We start from the raw sequence: 25241 nt of genomic DNA, 5'->3' as shown, positions 1-25241 counted from the left end.
CCGCTCCGCCAACACAACAAAGCCTTGTCAGAAATGACGAGGCTTTTTTGTATCTGTCGAATATAGAAATCACCACTTTTAAAAATTCAAATAGCGTCTGGCTTTTACAAATTGAAGCGGTAGTTCACATCACTATCATTAGTTATTTCTGTAAGCCATCCGTAGATAAACCTTTTAGAATCAAACAATCTCATTAATTTCTTCTAAATTATTAATACTACAAGCATCACACTTTAATTTATGCTTTTGGGTTTCTTTATACTTAACAAAGGTATAGCATGGATGCTTGGATATATAAGCTAGGATAGGCAATGAAACCAATACATATCGACTCCACCTATGGTGTTGTTATTCATCGTAATTTCTCACCTCTTTATGCTGATGAAAAATACGCACAAATGTTTGGTTTTGAATCCATTGATGATGTAATGAATTTGAACTCTTTATTTGACATCATCGACCCAAAATTTCATTGCGCTGCCCAACAAGCCTACAATGATGTAATGTCAGGTAAAGAACTGCCTAAAGTTCGTTCCTACGCAAATCAAAATGTGCATGGCGAAATATTCTCAGTACTTACTGTAGATCATGTCATTGAATGGGAAGGTCAACCCGCTCTTCAAATTACGGTTATTGATATGTCAATGATCGACCAAGCGAATGAACAAATCCTAGAGCAAGAACAAAAATATAAAGATCTTATTTGGCATTCATTACAAGGGATCCTTGTTCATAGAGATTTTAGACCATTAATGATCAACCCTTCTTTTGTTGAAATAATCAGAGCAAAATCCGTAGCTGAAGTCATGGCTCTAGATAATTTCATGCGTATTATCCCTGAACGTAACCATGATTATGCTAAAAATCGCTACCAAGAACTTATTAGCGGAAAAGTTAAATCAACAAATTCGATTGTTGAAAATATCGCATTTGATGGCGAGATACGCTACTTTCATTTATTTGAAAGTGTCATCAATTGGGACGGAGAACCTGCCGTTCAAAGCTCCATGATTGATGTAACGGAAAAGTATAATTTAGAAAGACAAATCAAATATCAAGCATCACATGATGATTTAACAGGATTGTTAAACCGCAGAGCTATTTCCGAAAAAATAACACAGAAAACGCTAGGTATATCTTGCCCTTCAAAAACATGCCTATTAATTGACATAGATAATTTTAAGCTTATCAATGATCAATTTGGTCACTATGCTGGAGATGAGGTGATTAAGCGGTTTTCTCAACAATGTAAAGCCATTGTCGGTGATTCAGGGTTAGTCGGTCGATGGGGCGGTGAGGAATTTATTGTGTTCCTACCACAAAAAGATAAAGAACAAGCCTATACCCTTGCAAAACGTATTCTTCAGGGATGTAAACAAGAACACTATGAGTTCTCAGGAAATAAACATACCGTTACCGTAAGTATTGGTATCAGTACTTGTTCATCTAAGCATTGTCATATTGAAGCTCTAATCCAAGACGCAGATAACAACATGTATCAGGCAAAACAACAGGGTAAAAACCAAATTGTTATGCCTGAATAGATCATATAGATTAATAAAACTCGATAGCAATACCCAATTCCTGAGCAAGTATCTCTAATTGCTCAGCATTATCGAGTTTAATTGACCACTTCATACCACTTCCTACGGCACTTATTACATTAACCCCACCAATTAAAGTCAGTGCGTCTGTTTCAGCCTGCATGGTTACTCTTGAGGTGTTATTAAGCCTCACTACCATCTCGTGTGGATTTACAATTATATCGCCTTCGGAAAACGTAACTTTCATTCCCTACTTCCCAATTTTAGAATGCCTACAACCTCAAATTATACTCTTTTCTCTGATAGAAAGTGCTCTTTTACACCATACTCGTTATCTCATATTTTTTGCTCATCACATTTGTTACATATTCATCACAGCCTTTTCTTGACTATAATATCGGCACAAACTATTCTAGCGCACAACTGTACGCTTAAATGGAATATTTATTATGCATCAAGGATCAAAACCACCTATTATTTGGTTAAATGTATTTATATTTACATCAAGTTTATTACTCGCTTTAGTCGCGACTCCTCTTTATGCCTATTACAATAGCCTAGGCAGTGAACATTGGATCTGGCTATTAGTCGCTTTCAGTTTTTGTAATCTATCTATCACAGCAGGTTACCACCGTTTATGGTCGCATAAAGCCTACAATGCTCATCCAGCCCTTCGTTTTATTTTTGCTTTAGGTGGTGCGTTCGCACTACAAAATAGTGCACTACATTGGTCTTCTGACCATCGTGTTCATCATCGCCATGTTGACAATAACGACAAAGATCCTTATTCAGCCAAACGTGGTTTTTGGTTCTCTCACATAGGCTGGATGCTACGTCACTACCAACCTGCTACTTATAATGATTATGCAAACTGCCGTGATCTACAAAAAGACAATATAGTCATGTGGCAACATAATCATTACGTGCCACTTGCTCTACTAATGAATATAGGAGTTCCTGTATTACTTGGCATGATTTACGGAGACATTATCGGCATGCTACTTGTAGTTGGTGCTGTGCGTTTGGTATTGAGCCATCACACCACTTTCTTTATCAACTCACTTGCCCATATTTGGGGTTCTCAGCCTTATACTGAAAAAAATACCGCGCGTGATAATGGCATTTTAGCTGTATTTACTTTTGGTGAGGGGTACCATAACTATCATCATATTTTTGAGAACGATTATCGCAATGGTATTTACTGGTGGCAGTATGATCCGACAAAGTGGTTCATCAAAAGCTGTTCATGGTTCGGCTTAACAGACAAACTTCGAGTAAGTCCGCAAGCAAAAATAGAGAAAGCTAAAGCCCTTATGTTACGTAAGAAAGCGGAAGATAAAATTGCATCTCTCCATAATTATCATGTCGTTAAAGAACATTTAGAAGCAGAGTATGATGCGCTGATTGAACGTATGTCTGAGTATTATGATTCTAAAAAGAAACTGCTTGAAAACAAAAAGAATGCATTATCAAAACAATATGAATTAGCATTACTTCGTGTGCAGCATAAGCAGATCAAACTACAGTTTGAGCAGCAGAAAAAAGCGTGGAACTCTTTGGTCCTACAATATGTTTAATCTTATGTAGACGTTAAAAAGGACAGCTTATAATTGGCTGTCCTTTTATATTATTGATATGAATATAAAAAATTAAGAATATTTACGGCGATATAAACTAAACAAAGCCAATGAAAGTAAGCTACCAAAGCCAAGAGTGCCACCAGAGCTATCACTTAAATCTGTCGCTGTTCTTGTTGCTGCTATTTCACCGCTCTGCGCTTTACGTATCCAATCGGCATATTGACTAACATCGGTAAAAACGGACTGAGCAGCTAAAGGGTCCCCATTAGATTGATTAGGTTGACCACAAATACTCGGCCCAAAACTAACAATTCCTATTTGAGTTTTAACTCCATTATCACTCCAAACTAAAGGTCCACCGGAATCTCCTTGGCAAGTAGCTGTGACTAAATTACTACCGCTAATAGGCTTACCTTTTGTACATATCTGCTTATCTGACGTCGTAAAATTAGTCCATACATCACAGTCAAGAGGGTTAACATACTCAACTTCAGCTTTCAAAAAATCTAAATCTGCATTTTGAGTATTTGAATCTAAACGACCATAACCAATAATCGTAAACTTCTCATTAGCAGAGCGGTAACCTTGCTCAGAAAGATCACTTAATTTCACTTTGTGGTTCGTAGAATAAGTCGGTAGAGGCTCTGATAGCTCAAGCACTGCTACATCATTAAGTAATGTTGAGTTATTATAATCGCGTGGATAATAAATATTTTTCACTGAGACTCTTTGAACAGCAAACATCTCTTGTGCATTATTAGCCTCTATGGCTACTTTCATATTTCTAATACGGTAAGAAGCCACATCATAAACGCAATGTGCTGCGGTCAATATATGAGTTGCATCTAAAACAGAACCACCGCAAAAAGGATAAATCGTATTCGGTTGACTTTCATACTCAAACATTAATGAAGCCATAAATGGGTAATTTGCTACATCAGCATCATCGCCACCAACAATATATGGGGCCACTGTAACTTCTTCCGCTTGTAAAGCAGACGAAAAAAGAGATACTGATAATAATAATCCTGTAAGTGTTTTCATGTTTAGTCCTTAATACCGCAGTAAAACATGTTAATAATACATTAAACCAGTGTTATAATCTTAGCTTGCATTTACTCTTTGGTCATATTTTGAATCTAATTAACAAATATACAAATACTTACAATATATAAACATTGACTGATTTTTTTTACGATATAAGCAACCAACAAATTCTGATTATAAAAAGTAGGAAAGTATGGGAAGAGTTTTCTTTTTTGATTTACTAAGATGTATTGCCGCAGTTGCAGTCGTGGCGATCCACGTATTAGCTCCCTATCGACACGAGTTAAATGCCATCCCTTTTAATGAATGGGCAACGGCGGTTTCTGTAAACAGTTTAAGTCGCTGGGCTGTTCCTGTTTTTATTATGATCACCGGCGCATTGATGCTCAGTGACAAAAGAGAATTTGACGCCTCATATTATGTAAAAAAACGGCTTGGTAAGGTTTTTGTTCCTTTTATTTTCTGGTCGGTTTTTTATGCGTTATTTTCAGGGTTAACTGCGCAAGGTTATGACTTTGAAGCAGCAAAAAAAGTTCTTATCGATCTTCCTTTTGAGTACACTTATTACCATCTAGGCTTCTTTTATTATTTCCTTCCACTGTATATCGTTATCCCTTTCTTTCGGGTGATGGTTCAAAAAATGGATAACACCACTCTCTTCTCAATTATTGGTGTGTGGTTACTTACTACCTGTTTCTTTCTTGTTAAATTTGAAGGAGTCTGGAGCACAGAGATCTGGTTGTATAGTGGTTACTTACTGTTAGGCTATGCGTTATACCAACGAGTTTCATTAACTAAAACGAACACCATAATCGCACTGTTAATTGGTATTACAGCATTAGTAACGACGGTTTATATGGTGATAAGCCAAAGTCTGCTATTAGGAGAATATACGGTAGGTAGATGGTTATCTTATAAGACCATAAATACCGTTGCAGCCGCTGGAATGCTGTTTTTTGTTTGTCGCTATTATGGTGAATCACTGTCTGATAAATCCCGCACTATTGTCGGTTTTATTAGTACCTACAGCTTAGGTATTTACTTACTTCATCCACTATTTTTATGGCCAATGAAAAATTACGAGTGGTACCAAGGACATAACCCGATGTGGGTTATCCCTGCTTGGGTTATACTCAGTGGTGCTGGTGCCCTTGGATTAAGTTGGTTACTTTCTAAATCCAAGAAAACAGCCTGGCTTGTGCCTTAATTTATTAACCCTGTTCGGCTGTGATGATTAGTTGTCGCAGCCATTGATTCGCTTTGTTGTTTTCAAATTTCGTCGCCCAAAGCATATGGATTTTTGTTGCTCGCACAGGAAAAGGGACATCCAATAGTTGCAAGCCAAAACTCTCTTTATACTGAGAAATCAAACGAACCGAATTAATACCAATAACATCCGATTGAGCAACACACGCCATCATTCCCATCATAGAAGTATGTTCACTGCCCATTTTACGGTTCGGTAATGCCTCTTCAGCTAAGTAGTCTGTTATTGTTTGCTTAAAACGACGAATGTTTAAAAACGCATGATCTTCTTCAAAAAATCGATCTCGAGTAATAGTTCCTGATATTCTTGGATGACCGCACCGTGCAATACAACATATTTTATCTTCTGATACCACCATGCTTCTCAATGACGACTGTCTTGGTTTCATCACATCCAATGCCAAATCTACTTTCTCTAACATCAAGGCATCAATAATCTCTTCTTCATTACTCGGTAACTCTCTTAATGTCACCGTAATATCACTCTCTTTAAGCAATGCTTTTAATCGTATCTGCAACCGAGGTAATACTGACTCTAACGCATAAATAGAAAAGGTACGCTTCGATGTCTTAGGATCAAATGCCTCACCTTCGTCACCGACATTTGTTAAAACCATAATCGAAGGCTCAACTTGTTTAAACAAACTCGCACCATAATTTGTCATCTCTATGCCACGACCTGAACGCACAAATAATTCTCTGCCTAAAGATTCCTTTAAACGACGAATCGCATTACTCACCGACGACTGCGTTAAATCAAGTTCTTCTGCCGCTTTAGTGAATGAACCCGTTTGACATACAGAAACAAAAACTCGTAATAAATTCATATCGAAATCTTTTTTCTTTGGCATTTTCTGCTCCCTTCGATTCCTGCAATTAAACCGATCAATCCATTTATATTATAAATATCAAGTATACAGTTTTCTCTATTTTTTAAATATATAGAGATCACTAATATAGATTCCAGCACTGAGGCAAAGCATTAATTCCTCATATCATTTTATTATTCAGTTCTAATTTACTTACACAGGTGGATTTATGAAAAAGACGATTTTAGCTGTTGTTATCTCATCAATATCTTTAGGTTCAATCGCAGCAGAGCACAACCATGAACACTTTAGTGAAATTGGTAAACAAGGCGGCAAACCAGCAACCAAAACAACCATTGAGAAAAATGACGCTTTCGCAAAAACATTAAACTTTTCTGATACTCGTGCTTTTGAAAATAATAACAAAGGTCTCATTGCTTCATTCGATAAAAAGACCGGTGACATTATCCGTAATAGCTTTGACTTTATCGACCCATCTGTAGCTAACGCTGATAATGCACCTGACTCAGTAAACCCATCTCTATGGCGACAAGCCGTTTTAAACCAAGCAGCTGAAGGGTTATACGAAGTAATTCCAGGTAAGATATACCAAGTTCGTGGCACTGATTTAGCTTCAATCTCTTTTATCCGAAGTGATAGTGGTTGGATCGCTTATGACGTATTATTAACACGAGAATCAGCAAGCCAATCATTAAAATTCTTCCAAGAGAATGTACCAGAAGGTGGTGACTTACCTGTTGTTGCCATGATCTACTCTCACTCACATGCCGATCATTTCGGTGGTTCAGCAGCGATTAAAGAAGCCTTTCCTGATGTGAAAGTGTATGGCTCAAAACACATAACCAAAGAAATTGTTGATGAAAACGTATTAGCAGGTAACGCGATGTCTCGCCGTACCGCTTATCAATACGGTGCGACACTGAATCGTCATGAGCATGGCATAGTTGATGCTGCGTTAGCTAAAGGCTTATCAAAAGGCGCAATTACTTACGTACTGCCAGATTACGAACTCAACCATAACGAAGAAATTGAAACCTTAGTTATTGATGGGTTAGAAATGCAATTTATGGATGCGTCAGGTACAGAAGCGGCATCAGAGATGATTACCTACATTCCAAGTATGAAAGCGTTATGGTCAGCAGAGCTAACCTACCAAGGCATGCATAACCTTTATACGCTTCGTGGGGCAAAAGTACGTGATGGACTAAAATGGTCTAAAAAAATCAATGAAATGCTAGTGACATGGGGAGAAGACACCGATGTTCTGTTTGCTTCACATTCTGCACCTGTATGGGGAACAGAAGAGATCTCTGATTTCTTAAAGATGCAGCGTGATGCCTACGGTTTTACGCATAACCAAACTCTACGTCTAGCGAACAACGGTGTTGTTTTACAAGACATGGGTGATGAAATTTACACAGTAATGCCAGAAAGCATCCAAAAAACGTGGCACACCAATGGTTACCATGGAACCTATTCTCATAATGCTCGTGCCGTTTACAATATGTACTTAGGCTACTTTGACATGAACCCTGCAAACTTAAACCCACTACCCGTGAAACCTGAATCTGCAAAGTTTGTAGAATACATGGGTGGCAGTGAATTAATTCTAGAGAAGGCAGAGGCTGACTTTGAAAAAGGCGAATATCGCTTTGTTGCCACTGTTTTGAATAAAGTTATCCAAGTTGAACCAAAAAACAAGGACGCTCGTGAATTACTAGCAGACACGTACGAGCAACTAGGTTATCAATCAGAAGGGGCTGGTTGGAGAAATATTTACCTAACAGGTGCTCAAGAGCTGCGTGTTGGCACACTGCCTGGTGCACCAAAAACTGCATCTCCAGATGTTCTTGCAAACATGACGGTTGAAAACTTATTAGATTACCTGGCAGTACAAGTGGATTCAGTAAAGGCTCAACACACACCATTTACATTAAATGTGGTTCTGCCTGATAACAAAGAAACATACTTTGTGGAAATGTCTAACGGTAACTTAAACAATATTTTAGTAGATAAAGCAATGAAAGCCGATGCGACACTATTCATTAACCATGCCGATATCTCGCAAATTTTACTAGGGAAAACCACATTAGTAGAACTTATTGAAAATGGAAAAACAGGGATAAAAGGCGATAAGTCAGTACTACAAAAACTGACAAGTTCACTAACTCATGCAGATGAAAGCTTTGAAATTGTCCCTCGCCCTAAAAAAGGTGAAGAGGTAGATGCTGAGTTATATGACAACACTCATAAACACTAATTACAAAGCATAGTAAGATCTAAACAGCCGATGTATAACACATCGGCTGTTTGGTATTACGCTCTGAACTTATGGTACAGACTCATCACAGCAAGAAGAATAAAACCACTTACTAGCCCTACCACCCCATTTCCAACGGTTGGAAATGTCACGGAAACATAAGGAATAGTAGGAAGTAAACTAACTACGCTTTCTAACGCATGGTGAACAAATGGAAGACTGTGCACCACAATGCCACCACCTACTAAGAACATTGCGATGGTGCCAACGACAGTTAAGAACTTCATTAACTTTGGTGCCATTGCAACTAAGCTATTCCCAATAGAGCTCATCACGCCTTTTCCTTCACTTTTACGTTGAAGATAAAAGCCTAAGTCGTCCATTTTTACAATGCCAGCCACCAAACCATAAACACCAATCGTCATTAAAATAGCAATTAAACTCATCACTAACACTTGAGTTAAAAACGGATGTCCTTGTACCGTACCCAAAGCAATAACAATAATCTCAGCGGACAAAATAAAATCAGTTCTGATCGCGCCTTTTATTTTCTTCTTTTCGTAGTCTTCAATATCTTCTGGCGTCGTTTGTTCTTCTTTTTCATGTGCTTTTTGAGCATCATGGTGATGAAAGAATTTTTCATGTACCTTCTCTGCGCCTTCAAAGCAAAGAAATAAACCACCAACCAATAATAACGGAGTAATTAGCCAAGGTGCTATTGAGCTGATTAACAACGCTGCAGGAACCAAAATTAACTTGTTTCGAAATGAACCTTTTGCTACACCCCACACTACAGGAATTTCACGTTCTGCTCGTACACCAGACACTTGCTGAGCATTAAGCGCCAAATCATCACCTAATACACCCGCAGTTTTCTTTGCCGCCACTTTAGACATCAAAGCAACGTCATCAAGAACTGTCGCGATATCATCTAACAACGTTAATAAACTTAGGCCAGCCATTTTGTTTCCTTTTTAATAATTCTTTTGAGTTCTCATTAAATAGTAAGCCGAATTTATCAATTATGATGACTTATTTTTTAGATAAGGCATAAAAGAAAAAACCACTGACTTATTAAAGACAGTGGTTTTTAGGATAGCTACAAATTAATCGTTGTCTTTACGTTCAATTTCACTTGCTATGTACTGGCCATTGATCAAATAAGCATCAACTTCAATATCCATTCCAGTGTCTAAATTTAAGATCGTTAAATTATCATCAAATTCAGTGTTTGCTGTCATATATATTGTTTTATCACCTTGAAGTGTATTCATAATAAAAGACTTCGTTGTATTAATATCAACATTATCAGATACTATCTTCCCAATAAATTCAATATCATTCGAATCAGGCCAATCATTCCCGTCAGAATCCTGTGTTTCAAATTCAATTTCTAACACTTGGTTTTTTCCATTAACTTCTTTAGCTGTCACTTCAAGATAAGTCCCAACAACTAGATTTTCTTTTTTACCATCTTCATATATCGTATTACTTGTAACAATAAAACGACCTTTGTAATTCAATACAAATGAAGATTTATCCTTTGTCACACTAGTAATAACACCTTCAATATCTGTATATTGATCTAGATTATCATACTCTTCAACTTCAATTTCAGAAGCAATAAGTGTCGTACCATCTGTCATTTCACCGGTTACTTCAACCCATTGACCATTACTTAATTTAATATTATTTTCAATTACAGCTTGACTGTAAGTAATTGTAAAATTAGAGCCTAGTGTAAATTGATTGTCATTAATATGATTTACTATCCCTTCCATTTCAACTTCACCATTTAGAGGATCAGATTCAAATTTCACGATAGATAAGACATGATAGCCCGCGTTAGCTGTTGGTAATGACGATATCATCACCCAATCATTATTGTCGATTTCAGCTAACATTGATTTCTCTGCAGAAAGAACCATACCATTGATTTTAAAATCGCCAGTATCTTTATTAATATTAGTGATAACACCAACCATAGTTGGCTCTAAAGTTAACTTAGCATTACTAACAGTTAATAAGCCAGACTCATTATTAGTAGATAATCTCACCATCATATTATCTTTAAGAGCATTAAATGAAATATCATCATTATCACCAAAAGAGACACTTGTAACATGATAATCAACACCATTCATTGTTACTTCATTAGCTAAAGGATTAATAGACTCAATAGTGCCTTCAATCACGTTTGCTTGAGCATGAGAGGATACAGTATCTCCCGAATCATCCGACCCACAGCCAGATAACATTACAGTTCCTAATAATAAAACAGCGACTTTTTTCATTTTTTAACCTAATTATTATAAATTATGTACTTTATAGGAGTACTATATTGAAATGACTGTGAAGGATTCGTGAAGAAGAAAAATGAAAGTATTAATTGTTGAAGATAATCATCATGTAGCAGAAACCATCGCTGACTACCTAGAACTAGTCGGTATCGATATTGATTGTGCCTACCACGGTGTTGCAGCAATTGAGCTCTTAAAAAATGAGAGCTTCGATGTTATTGTTATGGATATCATGATGCCAAAACTAGATGGGATCAGCACCGTTGAAACATTACGTAATGATCACGCCTGCAGTACCCCCATTCTTTTCTTAACTGCAAAAGACACCTTAGAAGATAAAATTCACGCCTTTGAAGTTGGTGGTGATGATTACCTTGTAAAACCATTTGCAATGGAAGAGTTGCATATGCGTTTACTTGCTTTATCTAATCGCGGTCGACGCACTGATATTGGAAAATTGACGTTTGAAGATATGGAAATGGACGTCAAAGCAGGCACTCTATATCGCCAAGGAAAACTCATTAAATTGGCACCAATTCAGCTAAAAATCATTGCGTTATTAATGAAAAAAGCGCCTGACATTGTCAGTAAAAACGAACTTGTAGAGCACGTTTGGGGAGAGGAATCTCCGTCAAGTGATGCATTAAGAAGTCATTTATATACCATTCGAAACGCCGTAGACAAAGGCTTTGATACACCACGACTAGAGACCATTCATGGAAAAGGTTACCGACTTAAATAATCACTCGCAGCAGCCGAGCTTTTTTAAAAAAATCCGTTGGACATTTGCCATTCTAACCTTTTTAATGTTTGGGCTTTTCTGGGCAGTTATTTATATTGCAGAAGATCAATTAGAAATCATTAGTTTACACCACTGGTTAGATACAGAAGCCAGCCAATACACTCGAAAATACGCTCAATTAGGTAAAGATACCCCATTACCTAATGAAGAAGAGTTTTCTACGTATTGGAGTGAAAGAGAACATCCACTTTGGCTTAATAACTACAAAAAAACGGGGTTATATGAGCAACTGCTAGGAACAGAAGATAAGCACTTTATTGTTATCGACCACCCATCAGGTGATGGGCTCCTCTATATTCTCTTTCAAGATGATGCCGATGATTATCTCGATGACTATGAAGCCAACTTGCATTACATTACTGTTGGTTTAGGCATTATTACGACTATTTTAATGGTTTTATATGGGATTTACTTTGTTCGTAGTATTTCAACACCTTTACGACATATTCAGCATAAAGTAGATTTAATGTCACCAGAACACCCAGACTTTACTATTGACACTAAATACCAAGAGACCCAAGATATTGAACGTTCCTTATTAAAAAGTAAGCATCATATTGCCCAGTTTTTCACTCGTGAGAAAGAGTTCAGCCGCTTTGCTTCTCATGAATTACGCACTCCTATCATGGTCATTCAAGGATCTGCCGATTTACTTGCAAAGGTGCCAGACCAACCTCGTGTCGCACTCAAAGCAATTAATCGATTACATCAAGCAAGTGAAGAGATGACTCTGCTTACTGAAACCTTTTTGCTATTAGGTAAACAAGAAATAGAAGCGCATCATTTTCATCATTATCAAGTGGAAGAGATCTTACAGACACAACTTAACCATTTAGAACCCCTATTTGCCAAACAAGAAATGGGCGCTCAGTTAAACATAGTTAAAGGTGAAGCATGTCTTGCTCCAAGTAGCTTTATTACGGTTGTGATTAATAACTTAATAAAGAACGCCTTCAGCTACAGTGTAGGCGATATACAGATAAGCCTAGGCAACAATAAATTATGTATTATCAACTGCCATGATGGTAACGACACCTACAATGCTGGCTATGGCTGCGGCTTAGTTATTGTTGAGCGGATCTGTGAACGAATGACTTGGGAATTTGATATACAAAAAACGGAGAAAGATTTCATTACTACCGTCACCTTTAGCTCATATGATCTTTCAGAGTCATAATGAATAGATAATAGACAGTAAAATAAAATAGACTTTGATACACTTTACGTAAATAACTGAACAAAGAATGGATGCTATCGTGAGCCAAATTAATTCAACGCCAAATTTATCAAACATCAATGTATTCCCTGTAAAATCAATCGCAGGGATTTCGCTATCTACTGCTCAAGTTGAAAAGCAAGGCTTACAATGCGATCGCCGATTCATGGTTGCATCATTAGATGGAAAAATGATTACCGCTCGCACTCATCCACAAATGGTAAAAATTAAAGCCATTATTGAACCTGATGGGTTAATCCTTTGTTATCCAGGGTTGATTGATCTACATTTCACCTTTAATGAATTAGAAATGAAAGAGATCGATACAACCGTTTGGAATGATACTTTTACGGCTTACTCCACCACAAAAGAAGCCAATCAGTGGTTCACTTCTATTTTAGGCACTGAAGCACAACTGCTGTTCTCTGGCGAGCAATCCAATCGTATGCGTGAAAAAATTCAAACCAACGTGAGTTTTGCCGACGGTTACCCATTGCTAGTGATCAGTGAAGCCTCTCTTACTGAACTAAATAAACGCAGTAGCAGTCATCATACTATGGCTCAATTTCGTACTAACTTAGTCGTTTCAGGTAATGAGGCTTTTATTGAAGATTCTTGGAAGCGTATTCGTATTGGGGAGGTTGAGTTTGAAGTGGTTAAACCTTGCCAACGCTGCATTTTAACGACAGTAAATCCAAATACGGCTCAGTATCACCCAAATAAAGAGCCATTAAAAACCTTCTCAACATTCCGTGCTGATGATTCTGGTAATGTGTATTTTGGTCAAAACCTCATTGCTAAAAACGAAGGGACGATTAGCGTCGGTGATAAGATCGAAGTATTAGAAACCAAAGAGAAAGAATACTATTCAGATTCAATCTCTACTGTTGCAACTCAACAAGTCACAGTAGATCCAATCAACGTAACAGAAGACACTAAATCAAAAGAAATTACCATTAGCTTAAATGGAAACCTGTTTAAAGGTAATACACAAGACCCATTATTGAACCAAGCGGAAGCAGCAGGGCTTAGCATTAATAATAGTTGTCGTGCTGGTTTATGTGGTGCTTGTCGAGTCACTTTAGAATCAGGTGAAGTTGAGCAAGAAGACTCTCCTGCACTAAATCAGCGCCTTAAAGATGCAGGAATGATCCTAGCATGTTGCTCTGTACCTAAAACGGATATTGAAGTGGTTGATTAATGCTTTCCTTCATAGGCAGAGAAAGGCACTAGGACGATGCCTTTCTCTCAGTTACAATAGCCATAATTCGTAATCCTAAGAGACCCACATGTCAGATCAAGAAGAATTTGAAGTAGAAGCGATTGGCGTTGAAGTAAATGTTCAACCTATCGAACTCTATAAAGTATTAAAAATTGCTAATGTTGTGAATGGCGGCGGTGAAGCTAAGCACATGATTAGTGAAGGCTATGTAGGTGTGAACGGCGAATTAGAACAACGTAAACGTCGTAAAATGTACGATGGCGATGTTATTGAATTCAATGAAGAGTATTACGTTGTTATCTGTGACACTCCTGTTGGTGAGCTGCCAGAAGTTGAAGAGAAACCTCAATTTATTCCAGTAGAACCTGAGTATAAAGACTCAAAACCTAAAAAAGAGAAAAAAGAAAAGAAGAAAAAGCAGAAACCAGAAATTCCAACAACGGTTGACCCAGAAAGTGGTCGACGTTCAATTAATTTCTTCTAATTCTGTTTCAATTTCAAGCCCCTATCTTCAGGGGCTTATTTATTATGTCCACTACAAATATTTTATCCTCCCTCCTTATTATTACAAATATGCAAAAGTAATTATTTATTTAATCTATTATCATTAAATATGAAATAGCTATACTCTTCTCAACTTAATAACACCTTGACTCTAAATAGGAATAATAAAATGGGATGGCTTTTTCTCTTTCTTGCAGTTACTTCTGAAGCGCTTTCACATGTCGCCCTAAAAGCAACGGATGGTCTTTCACACCTTGTACCTAATGTGATTGTTATTACCGGACACTTAGGGGCTTTTTACTTTCTTAGCCAAGCGATGAAAACATTACCGGTTGGTATCGCGCACGCTTCTTGGGCAGGTTTGGCTATTATTGCTGTTACTCTTATTTCAAGTGCGTTTTATCACCAACATTTAGACAGCAAAATTTGGCTAGGTATTGGATTTATTAGTATCGGAATTGCGATCATAAATCTTTCATCGGTTCCACATACCCATTAAGCCCCTTTTATTGCTATGATTGTAAAGTATGCCAGATTTACTTTATAAACTTAGTAAAAACAAAGAGGTTTTATGACAAAGCAACCCAAAAAAGTATTGATATTATTTGCTCACCCTTCTCAACATCGTTCAGAAGTGAATGTATCACTGATTAAAGCAGCAAAGAAAATCGAACATGTCACTGTGGTTGATTTGTATCATGACTACCCAAAATTTAATATCGATATTGATAAAGAACAGCAACGCTTGCTTGAGCATGATGTCGTTATTTTTCAATTTCCACTTTACTGGTATTCGACCCCTGCGATTTTAAAAGAATGGCAGGATATGGTACTTGAATACGGATTCGCTTATGGGACAGAAGGTAAATCGTTGGAGGGTAAAATTTTTCTATCAGCCATTACAGCAGGCGGTAAAGAAGAAGCTTATCAAACCAATGGTTATAACCAATTTACCATTCGTGAATTGCTGCACCCTCTTGAACAAATGGCGTCTTTAACCAATATGGAATACATCGCCCCATTAGTGTTATTTGGTGCTCGAACTGCGCTAGAAGATCAGCGTGTAGAAAGACACACAGAACGATTTAAAAACTTACTCTCTGCGTTAATTAATGATCGCGTGGATATTTCAGTGGCTAAAACCTTACCTAAGCTAAACCATTCATTCGATAAATTTATTAAGGATTAATGCATTATGACGGGATATTTTTTACAAGCTTTTATCTATCTCTTTGCCGCTGTTATTGCTGTTCCTATTGCTAAACGTCTTGGTCTTGGGTCTGTACTTGGCTACTTAATTGCTGGGGTGGTTATTGGCCCTATCATTGGTTTAGTGGGTGAAGAAACAACAACCATTCAACACTTTGCTGAGTTTGGTGTAGTAATGATGTTATTTCTTGTCGGCCTTGAACTTGAACCAAAAATGCTATGGGGAATGCGTAACCGCTTAATGGGATTAGGTGGCTTACAAGTGAGTGGAACAACTGCCATTGTCATGGGTATAGCTCTGTTCTTTGGTCAGCCTTGGACCATTGCCCTCACCATCGGTTTAATCTTCGCCCTCTCATCAACCGCGATTGTATTACAGACCTTTAATGAAAAAGGGCTAGCAAAAACTGAAGGCGGTCAAAATGCCTTCTCTGTATTATTATTTCAAGATATTGCCGTGATCCCAATGTTGGCTTTTATTCCATTATTGGCATTGCCTGAATTAATAGAAAAAGCACAGTTAGCCGCAGCAACCGCTGCAGAACACCATGATGAAATAAGCATAGTGGCGGGATTACCGGGCTGGGCTTATGGTTTAGTGATTACCGCATCGATTGCGCTTGTTGTGGTTGGTGGTCATTATCTTAGCCGTCCACTGTTTCGCTTTGTGGCAAGCTCAGGCCTGCGTGAAATATTCACCGCAACGGCATTGATGCTTGTGATTGGTATTGCGGCTCTTATGAGTTTAGTGGGGCTATCTCCTGCTCTTGGGACTTTCTTAGCTGGTGTGGTATTAGCGAACTCCGAATTTAGACATGAACTCGAATCGAATATTGACCCATTCAAAGGACTGCTGCTCGGCCTGTTTTTCATTACTGTTGGTGCAGGAATTGACTTCGGTATTCTGTTTGATGATTTCTTTACCATTATCGGTTTAACCATTGGGGTAATGGCACTAAAAGCGGCTGTTCTATATGTTTCGGCCTTAATCTTTAAGATCAAAAACAGTAATCGTTGGTTGTTCACCTTAAGTTTGGCTCAAGCCGGTGAATTTGGATTTGTACTATTAAGTTTTACGGTTCAAAACCATGTATTACCACCAGAAGTCGCACAACCATTATCATTAGTGGTAGCCCTTTCTATGTTCTTTACTCCAGGGTTATTTATTCTTTTTGATAAAGTGATCTTACCTCGTTTTGAACAGAAATCGAATGATAGAGAGTCGGATAGCATTGATGAAAAAGGCACAGTGATCATCGCTGGCGGCGGTCGATTTGGTCAAGTAGTCAATCGCTTCTTAGTATCAAACCATGTAAAAACCGTTGTGCTTGACCATCAAGCCGATCAGGTAGATACGTTACGTCAAATCAATACCAAGAGTTATTTTGGGGATGCCACTCGCCCTGATCTACTGCATACGGCAGGGATTGAACATGCTGCAATGTTGGTGGTTGCCATTGATAACCAAGAAAGCAGTGTTGAACTGGTTAAGTATGTTAAGCACACTTACCCACAAGTAAAAGTGCTCGCTCGTGCTTACGATAGAGGCCATTCTTATATGCTTCGTTGTGCTGGTGCAGATTTCATTGAATCAGAAACCACCCGTTCAGCACTTGAAATGGGTGCAGAAGCCATGCGTGGATTAGGTCAACACCCATTCCATGTAGAACAACAAAAAATAGCGTACAAAAAGGTCGAGAATCAAAGCTCTGATAAATTATATCAAGCGTGGTTAGATGATTCAGAAGGCGAGCGATTTGATAATAACTATCGTAAATTGTTTATTGAACTTGAAAGCACAATTAAACATGCCATGAGTAAAGATCGTTCTGATAAACACAACCAATCAGAGCGTGCATGGACACCACCACCCAAAGGCTACGCTGATGATCTTGATGAATAATCAAATGATATCAATTCCATTAATTATCTGATCTATTTAGTTACATTGGTATGAATCAATAGCTCAAATATCTATACATAAAAATGCCCTACTCATTACTGACTAGGGCATTTTATTTAAAAAAAACGTTCTAATCTTTACAGTCAGAATAACAACTTGGTTTTCTTGGGCAAACAGCACCACGAGAACAAATTACTCTCGCATCCGTTTCTAACCCACGCTCAATCCAATTAATATTTAATATTTTAGCGACACTAATTAACTCTCTTTTTATTCCTTTTGCTATAGGGCTCTCACCACCATTTTTTACACATGCTTTTTGTAAATCACGAGCTAATGACACCGCGTCTTTTCCCTGAGCTTCAATTGCCGGATTCAAATCAATACCAGCGCATAACACGCGATTATTACCTGCAGGATCAGTCATATTTACCGATTCACAACAATAGATACGAGGTTCGTTATTTACATTAAGAATCGATATTTGTGCCGAACTCCCTTCTTTTGGCTCAGATAATCGGCGAAATACCGCCCAGTGATGACAAGGATCATTTACTTGTTTCATATTTCCCCAAGGTAAGGGAATACCATTTCCACGATAAACCGCTTTCAATTTCCCTGGTGCGTACGCATCAAAATAATGCCAATGAGGATACGGAGAGACCACAGTCATTCGTCTCATCGCCACAGAAGGAGAAACCCCAGCTAAACGATGTGCATCAATCTCATAGCCATAACGGTCTAATAACTGCCTAAAGGGAACTCTTGGGCACAATAAAGCGCCCGCAAAAAAGCTAGACTCAAAATCGCGCCATGCATGTAAAATATCTTGCGCGTTTAATGAACTATCTGTGTGGTGTATTTCATCATCAAATACTCGATGGCTACCCACAGACAAAGAACTCTTCAAACCTTCTTTGTTATGTAAAACACAATGACCAATGTAGACCGCTAAATCGTACTTCAATCGTGTCGGGTGATGCTTTAAGACTTCATTTAGATAGACTGTACAAGGTGGTTCAAAAAAAGAAGTCAGTAGTTCTTTGCCATTAACACCAAACTCATCGACAACGGATTTTGGCGTATCTTGTACCCATTTCAGAGTTAATCCATGAAATGCCGCCAAGTCCATCATCTGCTCGACACTTAATGGTAATTGTTTCTGCCCTACCTCTTCTGCTGCTCGTTCTAAATCAGGAAAGTGATTTTGATTATTTTCTTGATGGGCTCTAATAAGAAGATGTGCGAATTGACGACCAGTCACTCCTGTTTGGTTCAGCATTTCAGGGATCGCTATTTGAAGAATATCATTAGAGAATAAAAAACTCGGTTCAAGTGCCATACCGCTGATCCCACCTCTACGTCCCTTATCTGGCGTAATGGCTTGTGCTTCTGGCTCGCTATCTAAGAACCACGATGACTCTTTTTGAAATACCGTAGCGATAACTTCCAACATATCAGCGCTGGGAACCCGCTTTCCTCTCTCTATCATTGAAAGATAAGAAACCGATGGTGAATTCTCAGGATCAACTCGAATACAGCGAGTGGAGAGATCTTCCATCGTTAAGTGATTGCGTTTTCTCAGATTTCGAATTTTTGTTCCAAGAAAATGACTTTGTCTAATAATACTTTTTGACTGGCGCATCTTGTAAAATTCACACTGTTAAGTTTTTGTTGTGAAATTGTAGCAAATATTAAGCTAAGCTTCAATACAAGTAAGCAAACAACTCTGACCAGTGTGACTTACTTATCTTTCAGGACGAAAATTGAGGGCAAGACTATGGCTATCACAAATATAAACAACACGAATAACGCACAACAAGAAACTCCGTTTATGGCTGAAGCTGTCTATGCCGTAGAAACGATGGATACCAGCAAACGAGAAGAAAAGCAGAATCAAATTAAGTCTCTACTTGATCAACTATTCCCTTTAACTAAAGGCTCACACAAAGACGTAACTAATTATCTGTTGGATTACCATCACTTAGTGGTTTTCTTTAAAGATGGTGGATGCAGTGGGTTACGTAACCCAGGAAAATTTGTTGCTTTTACTGGCCATCGCTCATCACCTGATACCATTCTTTTAAAAGACAACAGTGGTAGCCATGTAGAGATCATTTTTGGTCATCATGAACCGGGAAAACACACTTTGGTAACTATTGAAGATATTGAGATGGAAACTTGTACGACCTTTACTCAAGACTTTGGTCTAGCAGCCATGCGTCATTGGATTAGCCTACTGAAGCGTGATGAAAAATCAAATCATAAAGCACATAGAGAAGATAAAGAATACACTGCAAAAAATGGGGATGATTATCAACTAGCTTGCTGTTTTAGTATTTAATAAAAATAAAAAAAGTAAAGGCCACATCAACTAAGTGGCCTTTCTTGTGTTACCTATTACTAATACCGTTTATTAAAATACATACTGCGATCTGCCTTATGCAGTAAATCATCCAGAGACTCCATTTTAGTGTCAAAACAGCTATAGCCAATGGTTGCATTCACATTAAAAGAAATGTCTTTATAAACTATCGGCTCATTACTGATCTCATATTTGATTTTATCTATAATGAAGTAAATATCTTTCTTCTGGTGGAGTCTTGGCAAAAGAACAAGATATTCATCACCACCAATACGAGCGACGACATCATTACTTCTTAGCGCAGTCACTATCCTTTTTGCTACTTCTCTTAATACCTCATCTCCCGCAGCATGACCGTAGGTATCATTGATATTTTTAAATTTGTTTAAATCTAAATTCAATAATGTAAAAGGCGTTCCTTGCTTTTTAGATTTAGAAAATAAAGAATTTAATGTGTACATGAAGTATCGACGGTTAGGTAACTGAGTCAGTTCATCCTCGAAAGAACGAGTTGTTGCCATAACATACAATCTAAAAATAATCGCAATAGACAGCAATGCTAAAACAAAAAAAGAATAACCTACTAACCGAATAATATTAATTCGATACCAAGGATAGATCTCATTTAGTTTTTTCTCTTTAATGGCCATTTGCCAACCACCATAGGGAAGCGTCACTGTCTCAGTAATGATAGGGTTATCGAATATCTTAGGGTTGCCAAAAAACACATCGCCTTCAGCCCCTTTACTGTCTCTTCCTCGCATTGCGAAATGATATTTGGTTTTTAAATCAAAAATACCAGACTCATAAAACAAACCATCAATATCAAGGACAATACTAATTGAGCCCCAATAATCCTGATTATAAGGAGGATCAGAATATACTGGCATTCGCGCAATGAAAGCACTTCCTCCTTGAATTAAATCAACAGGGCCAGCAATAAAAATAGTCTCTAAATGGCGAGCTTTTTGTACCGTTAACCATTGATTCTGTACACTTCTAAAGTCTAAACCTAACGCTTTTACATTTCCTTTTAAAGGATAAACATATTTCACGATGTCATTAGGGGCGATTGCCAAATGCCGAATATTCAGTGAATCTCGGTACAGCTCTGCGGCAATCAAATCCCATTGTTTAATCGTAGAGTTTGGGTTAACGGTAAGTAACGTGGATAAACTATTAGCATAATAAATATCAGAATAAATAAAGCTTTCTAAAGTCGCCCTTACGGTAGCCAACTCAGCTTTAGACTTACTATTAACTTGATTTTTCAAATATCGATTTTGTTTTATATGTAAATCTTCAACCATCCAGACAACGACAAAAATACAACAACTTAGCAGCATTATAATTGTAGATTTTTTAGCTAAAAATAGTTTAACCTTCATTTCTGCTCTCTATCTGAAATACATCCGTAACACAAAAGTGATATTGCGCTAAAAAATAATTGTATTTAAACATAATATTTGTATGTTTATCAATCAGTTCTATTTATAGAATCATTATACTCAGCCAATGTAGTGGTATCTCAGTTAAGATTTTTATTAGATCATCATTTTCTGTGTTTTCGTTAATTTAGAGGTGATAAGAGAATAAGAGTTATCAATCCAGTCTTCTAACATTCCAATAGACACTTCATTATTGACTGCGATTGTAATCCAATGTTTCTTATTCATGTGGTACCCCCGCTCAATGCATTCAAACTCTTCACTTAAAAAAGTAACATTCTCTGGCGAGGCTTTAAGCGTAATGGTTAGTTTTTCATTACGGTAACCAATTAGAGCAAACATTTTACCAAAAACTTTAAAGACTTGTGCATCCGGACCAAATGGGTAAGAGTCTTCACTACAAGGTTTAGCAAGAAGATAATCTATCAATTCTCTTTCTGTCATTTGCGTTGGTTCAATTACAAGAGTGTCATTCAATGTTAATATCCCTTTAATTATTATATTACTGGAGAGTGGCCATGCCATCAGAACTCAAACTTATCCCTATTGCTCTGTTCTGTGCGTTTCTCTCTATTATAGGTCACTTTATTCTCAGTAGCCTTTTTTCTGATGCTAACTGGCTTGAATACGCAGCGGCAATCATCCCATTAAGTATGATTATCATTGTTTATTTCGCTTTTAAGTTTGCGATAAAAAATGATGAGCGATAACGCACCTCAAATTGAATGTTTCAGTTTATATTGCTCTGGTGTGCAATCAGAATAACGCTTAAACATGGTAATAAACGGGCTAGTTTGATTATAGCCTAAGCTAAACGCGACTTCTTTAATTGACATTTTCTTTCTTAGTAACTCTAAAGAGTAAAGGTATCGGATCCTTAATCTCCATTCCGTAAAACTCATCCCTAACTCATGTTGGCAATGTCGGGATAACGTTCTCTCTGTCGTATGATTTTTTGCAGCCCACTCAGCTAACGATGTTTCATCTGCGGGATTCGCTTCAAGCGTTTCAAGAATTGGTTTTAATAATTTATCTGTAGAGGTAGGTAAAAAGCGTTCACTTTGTTTAGCAATTAATAGTTGGTCAAACAGTACCTTAATTAATCTATCTTGCTGTTCATTTTCTGGCTTTTGGATTTTATGCTCTCGTAGTTCTTCAATTAATGCCTCAACTAACGCACTCACTTCTAGTAAACAAGTATGCTCAGGAAGTTTTTTAGCTAATTCTGGGATAATATTTACAGAGCAGTAAGCAATAGGCTTTCGGTTATAGCTTTGATGTTTTACTCCTGCTGGAACCCAAATTGCAAAATGAGATGGAGCAAGAAAACGCTGCCCCTCGGCTTTGAGTTCTAAAATTCCCCCACTGATGATTTGTAATTGCCCCCATGAGTGAGAATGAGCACGAGTTTCGGTATTTGAGCGAAAAGCGTCAAACAACAAATAAATGTCTGAAGGCAACGTATCAAAAGTAACGGATGCTTGTATATGTCGTTGACCTACCATTCCTTAACCTCAATTAACTAGAGTTAGTGTATCTAATCATAGTTATTTACAGCGAACAAGTTATATTAATACAAATGAATAAATCTACGTAACCCTCTAATTTTTTATATTTTAATATATATATATTAACAATTGAACTCGTACATTAAGTCATTAAATTATTTTTTGAACAAACAATTTGCATTAAATGAGCAATATGATTAATATGCATTCACAAAATCAATCCGATACCTTCTTATTGGATACTTATCAATAAAATTAATAAGTTACATCAAGTTAACATTTAATTTTAACATGCAACATCAAACAGATTATTACTAAAAATCTGCTCACTTAAATAAGTTTATCTACAATTCAACGAATATTAAATAAAAACTTATACTCTATAAGTTAGCTAATGAAGTTTATTTCGCTTGTATCTAAAATAGTTGGAAATATAATTTCAATTAGATGTTGAATTGTTATCATTCTATTAAATTTACAATTCCGAGGTTTATTGTGTTAGATGAAAGCACCTCTATGGAAAGTATCTCTCGACGGATCGAGGCAAGAAAAAAAGAGCTAGGACTTTCCAATACTCAAATTGCTACCGCATGCGATGTGTCAACCAGAACGGTTATTAACTGGACAAGTGGCCTTTCTAGCCCTCATATATCCAAATTGATTCCATTAAGTTTTACTCTGAGAAAAGAGATTGGCTGGATTGTTTCAGGTAGCGACAACATCCCTGATTGGCTAGGTGTCACTATGTCTGATGTGATCGAGTTCCATCAAGAACTATCAAAATACTCTAAATCAGAACGTACAATGCTGTTTAAATCAATCAGTAACTTAATTAGCCAATTCGGCTTTATTTTAAAAACAAAAGACAACAAATAATCTGTATGAGTAGCGCGCAAATGTGCGCTACTCCAATTTACTTTTTATGACCCATCGCAATTATTCATCTTCTTTTTTGATCCATACTCATTCTTTGCCTTCTTTTCAACTATATAGAGTGACTATCATGAAAGATCTCGTAGAACGCTTTCTTCGTTATGTAAGTATCGATACGCAATCCAATCCTTCAGCACCTCAATGCCCAAGTACAGAAAAGCAGTTTAATTTAGCAAAGCAATTAATCGCTGAATTAACTGAGCTTGAACTTTCTGATGTCTCTCTTGATGACAATGGCTATGTCATGGCTCGCTTACCATCAAACGTCGACTACGATGTGCCAGCGATTGGTTTCATTGCACATATGGACACAGCCCCTGATGCATCTGGTAAAGATGTAAAACCACAGCTTATTGAAAACTATCAGGGGGATATTATTACGCTTGGCACTAGTGGTGAAGAACTAAACCCAACTCAATTTCCTGATCTTAAGAATCTTATCAGTCATGATCTAATTACGACTGACGGAACGACCCTACTTGGTGCCGATAACAAAGCAGGCATTGCTGAAATTTTAACAGCAATTGCTGTACTAAAAGCAAATCCAGAAATACCACACGGGGATATCTGCATTGGCTTTACTCCAGATGAAGAAATTGGCCGTGGCGCAAACCTATTTGATGTTGAGAAATTCAATGCCAAGTGGGCGTACACTATCGATGGTGGCCCTGTGGGTGAATTAGAATATGAAAACTTTAACGCTACTAGTGCAGATGTTATTTGCCACGGTGTAAACGTTCACCCGGGTACAGCTAAAGGTAAGATGGTTAACTCCATGAATATCGCGGCTCAATTTCAAATGATGATGCCAGCAAATGAAACCCCAGAAGGCACTGAAGGCTATGAAGGTTTCTATCATCTAAAATCAATGGAAAGCGGCGTAGCAAAAACAGAATTAGGTTACATTGTTCGCGATTTTAGTCGTGAAGGTATGGCTGATCGTAAAGCCTTTATGCAGCAAAAAGTAGATGAGCTAAACGCAAAACTAGAAAAGGGCCGTGTTGAATTAATCTTAACCGACAGCTACTTCAATATGCGTGAAATGGTAGAACCTCATCCACACGTCATCGAATTAGCAAAACAAGCAATGACCGCTTGTGACATTCAACCTGATATTAAACCAATCCGAGGCGGGACTGATGGTGCTCGTTTATCTTTTATGGGTTTACCTTGCCCTAATATCTTTACGGGTGGTTATAACTTCCACGGTATTCATGAATTCATTACCATTAATGGCATGAAACAAGCCGTTGATGTGATTGTGAAAATTGCAGAGTTAAACGCGCTGAATAATAAGTAATTTA

24 protein-coding genes are annotated in these 25241 nt (G+C 37.5%); 15 read left to right on the top strand and 9 right to left on the bottom strand.

Annotated features, from left to right (window positions below; genetic code table 11):
- Positions 1-311 precede the first annotated feature (311 nt).
- Entirely contained in the window at positions 312-1544 is a 1233-nt protein-coding gene (locus PVK63_RS10505) for a sensor domain-containing diguanylate cyclase (protein WP_130086488.1), read from the top strand.
- A gap of 10 nt (positions 1545-1554) precedes the next feature.
- Here the strand turns inward: PVK63_RS10505 and PVK63_RS10500 are convergent, their stop codons facing one another.
- The gene (locus tag PVK63_RS10500) at positions 1555-1791 is read right to left on the bottom strand and encodes a DUF3389 domain-containing protein (protein WP_130047612.1); all 237 of its coding nucleotides are present in this window, start codon (positions 1789-1791) and stop codon (positions 1555-1557) included.
- A gap of 202 nt (positions 1792-1993) precedes the next feature.
- Here PVK63_RS10500 and PVK63_RS10495 point away from each other — a divergent pair, with 202 nt between their 5' ends.
- Positions 1994-3121 carry an acyl-CoA desaturase gene (locus tag PVK63_RS10495; protein WP_130086489.1) on the top strand — a complete coding sequence of 376 codons (1128 nt, stop codon included), beginning with the start codon at positions 1994-1996 and terminating at the stop codon, positions 3119-3121.
- Between the two features lie 72 nt (positions 3122-3193).
- Here PVK63_RS10495 and PVK63_RS10490 read toward each other — a convergent pair whose 3' ends face one another.
- A complete protein-coding gene (locus PVK63_RS10490; RefSeq protein ID WP_130086490.1) occupies positions 3194-4168 on the bottom strand; it encodes a S1 family peptidase in 975 nt (324 codons plus the stop codon).
- Between the two features lie 196 nt (positions 4169-4364).
- Here PVK63_RS10490 and PVK63_RS10485 point away from each other — a divergent pair, with 196 nt between their 5' ends.
- Positions 4365-5378, top strand: a complete 1014-nt coding sequence (locus PVK63_RS10485; RefSeq protein ID WP_130086491.1) for an acyltransferase — start codon at positions 4365-4367, stop codon at positions 5376-5378.
- A 4-nt stretch (positions 5379-5382) separates the two neighbouring features.
- On the opposite strand, the gene PVK63_RS10480 is transcribed toward PVK63_RS10485, so the two are convergent.
- Positions 5383-6288 (bottom strand): LysR family transcriptional regulator, encoded by a 906-nt coding sequence (locus tag PVK63_RS10480; protein ID WP_130086492.1) that lies wholly within the window; start codon positions 6286-6288, stop codon positions 5383-5385.
- Positions 6289-6475: 187 nt separating this feature from the next.
- Between PVK63_RS10480 and PVK63_RS10475 the strand changes: the two genes are divergently transcribed.
- Positions 6476-8527: an alkyl/aryl-sulfatase gene (locus tag PVK63_RS10475; RefSeq protein WP_130086493.1), complete on the top strand. Its 2052-nt coding sequence runs from the start codon at positions 6476-6478 to the stop codon at positions 8525-8527.
- Between the two features lie 56 nt (positions 8528-8583).
- Here the strand turns inward: PVK63_RS10475 and PVK63_RS10470 are convergent, their stop codons facing one another.
- Positions 8584-9489 carry a DUF808 domain-containing protein gene (locus PVK63_RS10470; RefSeq protein WP_130086494.1) on the bottom strand — a complete coding sequence of 302 codons (906 nt, stop codon included), beginning with the start codon at positions 9487-9489 and terminating at the stop codon, positions 8584-8586.
- Positions 9490-9633: 144 nt separating this feature from the next.
- Positions 9634-10821 carry a DUF5666 domain-containing protein gene (locus PVK63_RS10465; RefSeq protein ID WP_130086495.1) on the bottom strand — a complete coding sequence of 396 codons (1188 nt, stop codon included), beginning with the start codon at positions 10819-10821 and terminating at the stop codon, positions 9634-9636.
- Positions 10822-10903: 82 nt separating this feature from the next.
- Between PVK63_RS10465 and PVK63_RS10460 the strand changes: the two genes are divergently transcribed.
- The 7 genes from PVK63_RS10460 (at position 10904) to PVK63_RS10430 (ending at position 17683) form a co-directional block, all read left to right on the top strand.
- Positions 10904-11569, top strand: a complete 666-nt coding sequence (locus tag PVK63_RS10460) for a response regulator transcription factor (RefSeq protein WP_130086496.1) — start codon at positions 10904-10906, stop codon at positions 11567-11569.
- Positions 11544-12806 carry a sensor histidine kinase gene (locus tag PVK63_RS10455; RefSeq protein ID WP_130086497.1) on the top strand — a complete coding sequence of 421 codons (1263 nt, stop codon included), beginning with the start codon at positions 11544-11546 and terminating at the stop codon, positions 12804-12806. Before PVK63_RS10460 ends, PVK63_RS10455 begins: the two co-directional genes overlap by 26 nt.
- 67 nt (positions 12807-12873) lie before the next feature.
- Positions 12874-14046, top strand: a complete 1173-nt coding sequence (locus tag PVK63_RS10450) for a YcbX family protein (protein WP_130086498.1) — start codon at positions 12874-12876, stop codon at positions 14044-14046.
- A gap of 88 nt (positions 14047-14134) precedes the next feature.
- Positions 14135-14551: an RNA-binding S4 domain-containing protein gene (locus tag PVK63_RS10445; protein WP_130086499.1), complete on the top strand. Its 417-nt coding sequence runs from the start codon at positions 14135-14137 to the stop codon at positions 14549-14551.
- A 189-nt stretch (positions 14552-14740) separates the two neighbouring features.
- Entirely contained in the window at positions 14741-15070 is a 330-nt protein-coding gene (locus PVK63_RS10440; RefSeq protein ID WP_130086500.1) for a DMT family transporter, read from the top strand.
- A gap of 72 nt (positions 15071-15142) precedes the next feature.
- Positions 15143-15760 (top strand): NAD(P)H-dependent oxidoreductase, encoded by a 618-nt coding sequence (locus tag PVK63_RS10435; protein ID WP_130086501.1) that lies wholly within the window; start codon positions 15143-15145, stop codon positions 15758-15760.
- A gap of 6 nt (positions 15761-15766) precedes the next feature.
- On the top strand, positions 15767-17683 hold the full coding sequence (locus PVK63_RS10430) for a monovalent cation:proton antiporter-2 (CPA2) family protein (protein WP_130086502.1): 1917 nt from the start codon (positions 15767-15769) through the stop codon (positions 17681-17683).
- 130 nt (positions 17684-17813) lie between these two features.
- Here the strand turns inward: PVK63_RS10430 and PVK63_RS10425 are convergent, their stop codons facing one another.
- The gene (locus PVK63_RS10425) at positions 17814-19328 is read right to left on the bottom strand and encodes a DUF3612 domain-containing protein (protein ID WP_130047598.1); all 1515 of its coding nucleotides are present in this window, start codon (positions 19326-19328) and stop codon (positions 17814-17816) included.
- Positions 19329-19463: 135 nt separating this feature from the next.
- Here PVK63_RS10425 and PVK63_RS10420 point away from each other — a divergent pair, with 135 nt between their 5' ends.
- Positions 19464-20027, top strand: coding sequence for a hypothetical protein (locus PVK63_RS10420; protein WP_130045201.1), 564 nt, complete (start codon positions 19464-19466; stop codon positions 20025-20027).
- Between the two features lie 59 nt (positions 20028-20086).
- On the opposite strand, the gene PVK63_RS10415 is transcribed toward PVK63_RS10420, so the two are convergent.
- On the bottom strand, positions 20087-21436 hold the full coding sequence (locus tag PVK63_RS10415) for a diguanylate cyclase (RefSeq protein ID WP_130086503.1): 1350 nt from the start codon (positions 21434-21436) through the stop codon (positions 20087-20089).
- 156 nt (positions 21437-21592) lie between these two features.
- Complete coding sequence (locus tag PVK63_RS10410; RefSeq protein WP_423734704.1) at positions 21593-21973, bottom strand: MmcQ/YjbR family DNA-binding protein; 381 nt, start codon at positions 21971-21973, stop codon at positions 21593-21595.
- 41 nt (positions 21974-22014) lie between these two features.
- Between PVK63_RS10410 and PVK63_RS10405 the strand changes: the two genes are divergently transcribed.
- Entirely contained in the window at positions 22015-22206 is a 192-nt protein-coding gene (locus PVK63_RS10405; RefSeq protein WP_130045203.1) for a hypothetical protein, read from the top strand.
- Positions 22207-22212: 6 nt separating this feature from the next.
- Here PVK63_RS10405 and PVK63_RS10400 read toward each other — a convergent pair whose 3' ends face one another.
- A complete protein-coding gene (locus PVK63_RS10400) occupies positions 22213-23001 on the bottom strand; it encodes an AraC family transcriptional regulator (RefSeq protein WP_130086504.1) in 789 nt (262 codons plus the stop codon).
- A gap of 519 nt (positions 23002-23520) precedes the next feature.
- Here PVK63_RS10400 and PVK63_RS10395 point away from each other — a divergent pair.
- Positions 23521-23880 (top strand): helix-turn-helix domain-containing protein, encoded by a 360-nt coding sequence (locus PVK63_RS10395; protein ID WP_242504900.1) that lies wholly within the window; start codon positions 23521-23523, stop codon positions 23878-23880.
- A gap of 127 nt (positions 23881-24007) precedes the next feature.
- On the top strand, positions 24008-25237 hold the full coding sequence (gene pepT / locus PVK63_RS10390; protein ID WP_130086505.1) for a peptidase T: 1230 nt from the start codon (positions 24008-24010) through the stop codon (positions 25235-25237).
- Positions 25238-25241 lie beyond the last annotated feature (4 nt).

Source organism: Aliivibrio sp. S2TY2, assembly GCF_028765525.1.
In the GTDB taxonomy this organism is placed as follows: domain Bacteria; phylum Pseudomonadota; class Gammaproteobacteria; order Enterobacterales; family Vibrionaceae; genus Aliivibrio; species Aliivibrio finisterrensis_A.
Note: the sequence above shows the minus strand (reverse complement) of the source record. Positions and strands in the feature narration are given on the sequence as shown.